Origin of the sequence: Pseudactinotalea sp. (genome assembly GCF_048594945.1) — a bacterium.
Taxonomy (GTDB): domain Bacteria; phylum Actinomycetota; class Actinomycetes; order Actinomycetales; family Beutenbergiaceae; genus Pseudactinotalea.
Genome location: NZ_JBMDXJ010000052.1, coordinates 1 through 6,888, shown reverse-complemented (window position 1 = coordinate 6,888; position 6,888 = coordinate 1). Strand labels below are relative to the sequence as shown.

The following is a 6,888-nucleotide window of genomic DNA, read 5'->3' as shown; positions in this document are numbered from 1 at the left end:
CACGCACGGCCGGACGCCCCTGATGGCGGGCAACTGGAAGATGAACCTCGACCACCTGCAGGCGACGCACCTGGTGCAGAAGCTGGCGTGGGGGCTCAAGGACGCCAAGCACGACTACGCCTCGGTCGAGGTCGTCGTGGTTCCGCCGTTCACCGACCTGCGCTCGGTGCAGACGCTGGTCGACGCCGACAAGCTGGAGATCCGTTACGGCTCCCAGGACATCTCCGCGCACGCCAGTGGCGCGTACACCGGTGAGATCTCGGCGGCGATGCTGTCCCGGCTCGGGGTGAGCTACGTCGTCGTGGGTCACAGCGAGCGCCGCGAATACCACGCCGAAGACGATGCGCTGGTCTCGGCGAAGTCGAAGGCAGCGCTCGGCGCGGACCTGACCCCGATCATCTGCGTGGGCGAGGGCCTCGATGTGCGCAAGGCGGGGGAGCAGGTCTCCTATACGCTCGCGCAGGTCGAGGGCGCGTTCGCCGGCATCGAGGCCGAGCAGGCCGCGCGCTGCGTGGTCGCGTACGAGCCCGTCTGGGCGATCGGCACCGGTGAGGTCGCCACACCCGAGGACGCCCAAGAGGTCTGCGGCGCGATCCGTGGCAAGCTCGGCGAGCTGTACGGCGCCGAGGTGGCGAACCAGGTTCGGGTGCTCTACGGCGGCTCGGTGAAGTCGGGCAACGTGGCATCGATCATGGCGCAGGCCGACGTCGACGGCGCGCTGGTCGGCGGTGCGAGCCTGGACGCCGAGGAGTTCGGCTCGATCGTTCGTTACCAGTCGCACCAGGTGGGTCTCTGAGTCGGGGTAAACTCGTCCGGTCCCCGGGTTTCGTCGGCATGGGTTTGTCAGTAAGGAGTTGCGCGTGGGCGCGCTGACCATCGTTCTGCAGGTGCTGCTGGTGATCACCAGCCTGCTGCTGATCATGACGATCCTCATGCACAAGGGGAAGGGCGGTGGCCTCTCCGACATGTTCGGCGGTGGGCTGTCCGCCAGCATCGGAAGCTCCGGTGTGGCTGAGCGCAACCTCAACCGGATCACCGTGGGGACCGCGGTGGTCTGGACGGTCGTCATCGTGCTGCTGGGTCTGGTCCAGCGCGTCAGCCTGTAGTTCATTCGCAGCGTCGACAGGGAAGCGGTTCAGTCGTGGCAGGTGGAAGTGCGATCCGGGGATCTCGTGTCGGTGCGGGACCGATGGGCGAGGCCGAGCGCGGCGAGGCCGCACCTCGGGTGTGGGTCTCCTACTGGTGCTCCGCGGGTCATCAGACGCGGCCGAGCTTCTCGGAGGAGCCCGGCATGGTCGTCCCCGAGACGTGGGACTGCCCCCGATGCGGGCTCCCGGCCGGCCAGGACAAGGACAACCCTCCCTCGCCGCCCAAGAACGAGCCGTACAAGACTCACCTGGCCTACGTGAAGGAGCGTCGCTCCGACGAGGATGGCGCCGCACTCCTGGACGAGGCGCTGGCCGCGCTTCGCGCCCGCCGCGGCGGCTGAGCGCGCACCTCGCCGTAGGCTGACAGGGTGCTGACGCCTGCAGGGATTCAGTCGGTCGCCGATCACGGTGCGCTGTACGCCACGATCGGTCAGCGACGGCTGCAGGAACGCCTGGAAGCCGAGCTCGGCGAGTTCAGGTGGGACGCCGATCTCCCTGCGGGGCGGGTCTGGTTCACGTCGGCGGCCGACGGGAGCAGGATCATCGAGGCACGCGCGCACCTCGTCGCGAGCATCGCACCCGGTCCACGCTCGATCCTGTGGGGCTGGGCGCATCCGCAGGCCGTGCATCGAGGTGCGGCCGAGCGGCTTCGCGCCCTCGGGGAGCAGCACGGAATCGCCGACCTGACCGCGCCCGAGGTCCCGTTCCAGACCGACGCCACCGGTGAGGAGCTCGGCGCCGACGTCGCCAACCTCGCCCACGTCATCGCCGCCGCGGCCGTGGAGGCGACCGGCGAGACCCCGTACTACTCGGTTCCCTCGGGTGGCGGCAGCAGGATCGTCTTCCTGCTCGAAGGGGTCGGGCTGCGGCCCGTGGACCTGGCGCGCGACGGAGCCGGGCTGACCAGCGCCCTTGACACCTCGACGACCACAGATCAACGAGCCTCCCTGCTCGGACTCGCCCGGCACGGGAACTTTCCGGTACGTGAGCATGACTCGACGCTGGAGATCAGCGATGCGCGCGGCTCGCGAATCACCGCCGCCTGGGATGCCCAGGGCAGACTCGCCACCCTCTCGCTCCACCTCGTGCCGCCGCCGCGCTCCTGATCGGAGGCGCAGTCGGCCGTGGTCTCAGGGTGCGGGGCTGCCCGCCGCGGCGGCGTCGAGCAGCCACAGCGTCACGTCGCTCCCGCTCACCTTGGCCGCGGGAAGGTCAGAGCCGCCACGGAGCACGTCGTCGACGGCATCGCGCTTGTCTGCACCCGCGACCACGAACCACACCTGACGGGAGTCGTTGAGAACCGGCAGGGTGAGCGAGATCCGAGCCGGTGGCGGCTTGGGGGAGTCGGGCTCGCCCACGGCGGCGGCGTCGTGCACCTGCAGTGTCGGCTTGCCCGGGAACAGCGAGGCCACATGGCCATCGGGACCCACCCCGAGCAGCGTGACGTCGAAGACCGGGTGCGAGCCGCCGTCGGGAGCCCACGAGGAGAGCTCGGCACGCGCGACCGTCACGGCGTAGTCCAGGTCTGCTGCCTCGTCGGACGCCGGCAGTGCATGCACGTTGCCCGCAGGGATCGGGAGGCCGTCGATCAACGCCTGGTGGGCCTGCGTGGCATTGCGGTCGCCGTCGCCGGTCGGCACGAACCGGTCGTCGCCCCACCAGAGGTGTACGCCGGACCAGTCCACGAGGTCCAGCAAGGGCGACTCCGCGACCTCCGCCAGTGTCTTTGTACCGACCGTGCCGCCTGTGAGCGCGACATGCACCGCCGGGCGCACCGATTGGGCATCGAGCAGAGCGAGCAGCAGCCGAGCCGCCGTGGCCCGCGCAACGGCGTCGGCATCCGGGTGGACGATCACGGCGCGCTCGTTGCTCACCCTTCCACCGTCACCTTCGGCAGCCCCTTGACGAGAGCCAGCTGGTAGGTCTCGTCCGGGTCGAGCCGGCGCAGATCCTCCATCAGGCAGTCCTCGAGTGGGCGCTTCGCCATCGCGATGCGGCGCTCGGGTTGATCCGGGTGCTCGATCGTGACCACGGCGCTGCCCACGGGCCTGCGCATCGTGATCGTGCCGCTGCGGCGGACGAGGTCGATCCCGTCCACCGCCGACGAGCCCGGCACATGCTCGAGCGTGACCGGGATCTTGAGCGCGTACGCGAGCCACCCCGCGAACAGGTGCGCCGAGGGGCGGTTCTTGCTGCCGTACACGCGCACCTCACGCACGCTGTCGTAGGGGCGCTCGTCGAGAGCAGCAGCCACCACACCGCGCCAGAGGGTGGTGCGTGCCCAGCTCAGGTCGGTGTCCCCGGGGGTGTAGGCGTCCGCGAGCAGGCGCAGCAGCTCGATCGCGTTGCCGCACTCGCCCACGTCGGAGATCCGGCGCTGGGCCATCTTCCCGAGCAGGTCGGCGCCCAGGTCTGCCGGTGGATCCTTCGGCCACCACACCACGATCGGGGCGTCCGGGAGCAGCAACGGGGTCACCAACGTGTCGACCTCGTTGCGGCCCGGTCCCCGAGGCTCGAGCACGACGACGTCGCTCGCCCCGGCATCGGCGCCCACCCTGATCTCGGCGTCGAGTCCGGCCGCCCTGCGGCCGTCACCCGGCTTGATCACGATGACACGGCAGGGGTGCTCCATGCTCGCGACGTTCGCGGCCGCGATGGCCGTCTCGATGTCGGCGCCGTCAGCGACGACGATCAGTGTGAGCACGCGACCGAGCGCTACCGCTCCACCCTCCTCACGGAGGTCCACGAGCTTGCTCGCGACAGCCGAGGCCGTCGTGTCAGCGAGGGAGATCTTCACGGTCGCCTCCAGGTACGTCCGTCGCGTGCCAGCATCTCGTCCGCCGAGTCGGGACCCCAGCTGCCGGGCCGGTACGGGTCCGGCTTGCCGCGTCGCTCCCAGTAGTCCAGCACCGGGTCGAGGATCTCCCAGGACAGCTCGACCTCGCGCTGGCGCGGGAACAGCGGCGGGTCGCCGAGCAGCACGTCGAGGATCAGCCGTTCGTACGCCTCGGGGGAGGACTCGGTGAAGGCGTGGCCGTACCCGAAGTCCATCGTGACGTCGCGCACCTCCATCGCGGTGCCCGGCACCTTGGAGCCGAACCGGATCGTCACGCCCTCGTCTGGCTGCACCCGGATGACGATGGCGTTGTGGCCGAGCTCCTGAGTGTCCTGCAGGTCGAACGGCAGATGCGGTGCTCGCTTGAACACCACCGCGATCTCGGTGACGCGGCGTCCCAGGCGCTTGCCGGTACGCAGGTAGAACGGCACGCCCGCCCAGCGCCGGTTGTCGATGTCCACCCGGATCGCTGCATAGGACTCGGTGCGTGACGACGGGTCCATGCCGTCCTCGTCGAGGAAGCCGATCACCTCCTCGCCGCCCTGCCAGCCGGCCGTGTACTGGCCGCGGGCGGTGTGTCGGCCCAGGTCGCGGGGGAGTCGGACGGCGGAGAGCACCTTCTCCTTCTCGTCCCGCAAGGCGCCAGCCTCGAACGAGGCCGGTTCCTCCATGGCCGTCAGCGCCAGCAGCTGCAGCAGGTGGTTCTGGATCACGTCGCGAGCCGCGCCGATACCGTCGTAGTAGCCCGCGCGCGAGCCGATGCCGATGTCCTCGGCCATCGTGATCTGCACGTGGTCCACGTAGTTGGCGTTCCAGATCGGCTCGAACATCTGGTTCGCGAACCGGAGGGCCAACAGGTTCTGTACGGTCTCCTTGCCCAGGTAGTGGTCGATGCGGAACACCGAGTCCGGCGGGAACACCTCGGACACCACACGGTCGAGCTCCTGTGCCGACTCCAGATCGTGGCCGAACGGCTTCTCGATGACCACGCGGCGCCAGTTGCCCTCGTGCGGTGCCGACAGCCCGACCTTGGCGAGCTGGGTGCACACGAGCGGGAACTGCCCGGGCGGGATCGAGAGGTAGAACGCGTGGTTGCCGCCGGTTCCTCGCTCCTCGTCCAGCTTCGTCACGGTGCGGGCGAGCCGTTGGAAGGCCTTGTCATCGTCGAAGGTGCCCGAGACGAACCGGATCCCCTCGGACAGCTGGTCCCATACCTTCTCGTCGAACGGCGTGCGGGCGTTCTCCTTGACGGCCTTGCGCACGATCGCGCGGAAGTCCTGGTCCTGCCAGTCGCGCCGTGCGAAACCGACCAGCGCGAATCCGGGTGGGAGCAGTCCTCTGTTCGCGAGGTCGTAGACCGCGGGCATCAGCTTGCGGCGAGCGAGGTCACCCGTGACGCCGAAGATCACCAGACCGGAGGGTCCGGCGATCCGGGGGAGGCGCCGGTCGCCGGGCAGCCGCAGCGGGTTGACGCCTTCAGCGATGCGTGCGGGCATCAGTCCACCTGTCCACGGAGTCCGTCGCTCACGGTGTCGAGCAGCTCGGCCCAGCTCTTCTCGAAGGAGGCCACGCCTGCCGTCTCGAGGTCGGCGAGGATCTGCTCGAACGGCACCCCGATCCTCGTGATCGTGTCCAGCTGCTCGCGGGCCTGGTCGTAGCTGCCCTGCACCACGTCGGCGCCTGTCGCCTCCGAGTGGTCCGCGACGGCCTCGAGGGTGGCCCGTGGCATCGTGTTCACCACCCCGGCGGTGACCAGCTCGTCGACGTACTTCGTGTCCGGGTACGCCGGGTCCTTGGTGCCGGTCGAGGCCCAGAGCGGGCGCTGGGGGTGCGCACCCTCGAGCGAGGCGAACCGCGGCGTCGCGAACACTTCCTGGTGGATCTCGTACGCGAGCCGGGCGTTGGCCACGGCGGCGGTTCCGCGTAGGGCCGCAGCCTCCTCGGTGCCGATCTCGTCGAGCGCCGGGTCGACCTTGGCGTCGATGCGGGACAGGAACAGCGACGCCACCGATCGGATCGTGCTGAGGTCGATCCCCTGGGACGCGGCGTGCTCAAGCCCGTCGACGTAGGCCTGGGCGACCGCGCGGTACCGGTCCAGGCTGAAGATCAGCGTCACGTTGACGCTGATGCCGGCACCGATCGCCTCGGTGATCGCCGGTAGCCCCTCGGGCGTGGCCGGAATCTTGATCATGACGTTCGGGCGGTCCACGGTGCGCCACAGCCAGCTCGCGGCGGCGATGGTGCCCTCGGTATCGTGCGCCAGGCGTGGGTCGACCTCGATCGAGACCCGACCATCCTGGCCACCGGTGGCCTCGTAGACCGGCGCGAACAAGTCACACGCGGTCCGGACATCGTCCGTGGTCACCTGCAGAACCGCGTCATCGACCGTGGTGCCGGACGCGCTGAGCTCACCGAGCTGCGCGTCATAGGCGTTCCCCTCCGAGACCGCCTTGGCGAAGATCGTCGGATTGGTGGTCACACCGACCACGTGCCGCTCGGCGACCAGCGACGCGAGCGTGCCGTCCTGCAGCTCCCCGCGGGAGAGGTCGTCCAGCCACACCGAGACCCCGGCGTCGCTGATGCGGGCGAGTGCGTCGCCGCTGTGCGAGGTGTTCTCCGTCATCGTGCGTTCCTCTCAGGCCTTCTGGTCACCGGTGCCCGACTCGCTGGGAGTCGCGGCGTGGCCCGGTGCGTCGCCACCAGCGGCGGCGATCGAGTCCCGCGCCGCGGCCACCACGGCCTCGGGCGTGAAGCCGAACTCGCGGAACAGTGTCTTGGCATCGGCCGAGGCGCCGAAGTGCTCGAGCGAGATCGCTCGTCCGGAGTCGCCCAGGTACTGGTACCAGGGCTGGGCGATCCCGGCCTCGACGCTGACCCGTGCGCGCACAGCAGCCGGCAGCACCG

The 6,888-nt window shown here is 69.8% G+C and carries 9 protein-coding genes; 4 read left to right on the top strand and 5 right to left on the bottom strand.

Annotation, left to right across the window (positions count from 1 at the left end):
* Positions 1-19: 19 nt before the first annotated feature.
* The 4 genes from tpiA to ACOJSN_RS02505 all read left to right on the top strand — a co-directional run bounded on the left by tpiA (position 20) and on the right by ACOJSN_RS02505 (position 2,254).
* Positions 20-796 (top strand): triose-phosphate isomerase, encoded by a 777-nt coding sequence (gene tpiA, locus ACOJSN_RS02520; RefSeq protein ID WP_420110935.1) that lies wholly within the window; start codon positions 20-22, stop codon positions 794-796.
* Positions 797-860: 64 nt separating this feature from the next.
* Complete coding sequence (gene secG / locus ACOJSN_RS02515) at positions 861-1,106, top strand: preprotein translocase subunit SecG (RefSeq protein ID WP_420110934.1); 246 nt, start codon at positions 861-863, stop codon at positions 1,104-1,106.
* A 35-nt stretch (positions 1,107-1,141) separates the two neighbouring features.
* Positions 1,142-1,489, top strand: a complete 348-nt coding sequence (locus ACOJSN_RS02510; protein ID WP_420110933.1) for an RNA polymerase-binding protein RbpA — start codon at positions 1,142-1,144, stop codon at positions 1,487-1,489.
* 27 nt (positions 1,490-1,516) lie between these two features.
* Entirely contained in the window at positions 1,517-2,254 is a 738-nt protein-coding gene (locus tag ACOJSN_RS02505) for a DUF6882 domain-containing protein (RefSeq protein ID WP_420110932.1), read from the top strand.
* Positions 2,255-2,278: 24 nt separating this feature from the next.
* On the opposite strand, the gene pgl is transcribed toward ACOJSN_RS02505, so the two are convergent.
* The 5 genes from pgl to ACOJSN_RS02480 form a co-directional block, all read right to left on the bottom strand.
* Positions 2,279-3,022 (bottom strand): 6-phosphogluconolactonase, encoded by a 744-nt coding sequence (gene pgl, locus ACOJSN_RS02500; protein WP_420110931.1) that lies wholly within the window; start codon positions 3,020-3,022, stop codon positions 2,279-2,281.
* Positions 3,019-3,945: a glucose-6-phosphate dehydrogenase assembly protein OpcA gene (locus tag ACOJSN_RS02495; RefSeq protein WP_420110930.1), complete on the bottom strand. Its 927-nt coding sequence runs from the start codon at positions 3,943-3,945 to the stop codon at positions 3,019-3,021. The genes pgl and ACOJSN_RS02495 overlap by 4 nt, the downstream gene beginning before the upstream one ends.
* Positions 3,942-5,480 (bottom strand): glucose-6-phosphate dehydrogenase, encoded by a 1,539-nt coding sequence (zwf, locus tag ACOJSN_RS02490; RefSeq protein ID WP_420110929.1) that lies wholly within the window; start codon positions 5,478-5,480, stop codon positions 3,942-3,944. The genes ACOJSN_RS02495 and zwf overlap by 4 nt, the downstream gene beginning before the upstream one ends.
* Positions 5,480-6,607, bottom strand: a complete 1,128-nt coding sequence (tal, locus tag ACOJSN_RS02485) for a transaldolase (RefSeq protein WP_420110928.1) — start codon at positions 6,605-6,607, stop codon at positions 5,480-5,482. The genes zwf and tal overlap by 1 nt, the downstream gene beginning before the upstream one ends.
* A gap of 12 nt (positions 6,608-6,619) precedes the next feature.
* On the bottom strand, positions 6,620-6,888 hold a 269-nt coding region (locus tag ACOJSN_RS02480; RefSeq protein ID WP_420110927.1), incomplete at its 5' end, for a transketolase-like TK C-terminal-containing protein.

Excerpts from the sequence above, each read along its gene's own strand:
- tal (WP_420110928.1), bottom strand. The coding sequence starts at position 6,607 with ATGACGGAGAACACCTCGCACAGCGGCGACGCACTCGCCCGCATCAGC.
- zwf (WP_420110929.1), bottom strand. The coding sequence starts at position 5,480 with ATGCCCGCACGCATCGCTGAAGGCGTCAACCCGCTGCGGCTGCCCGGC.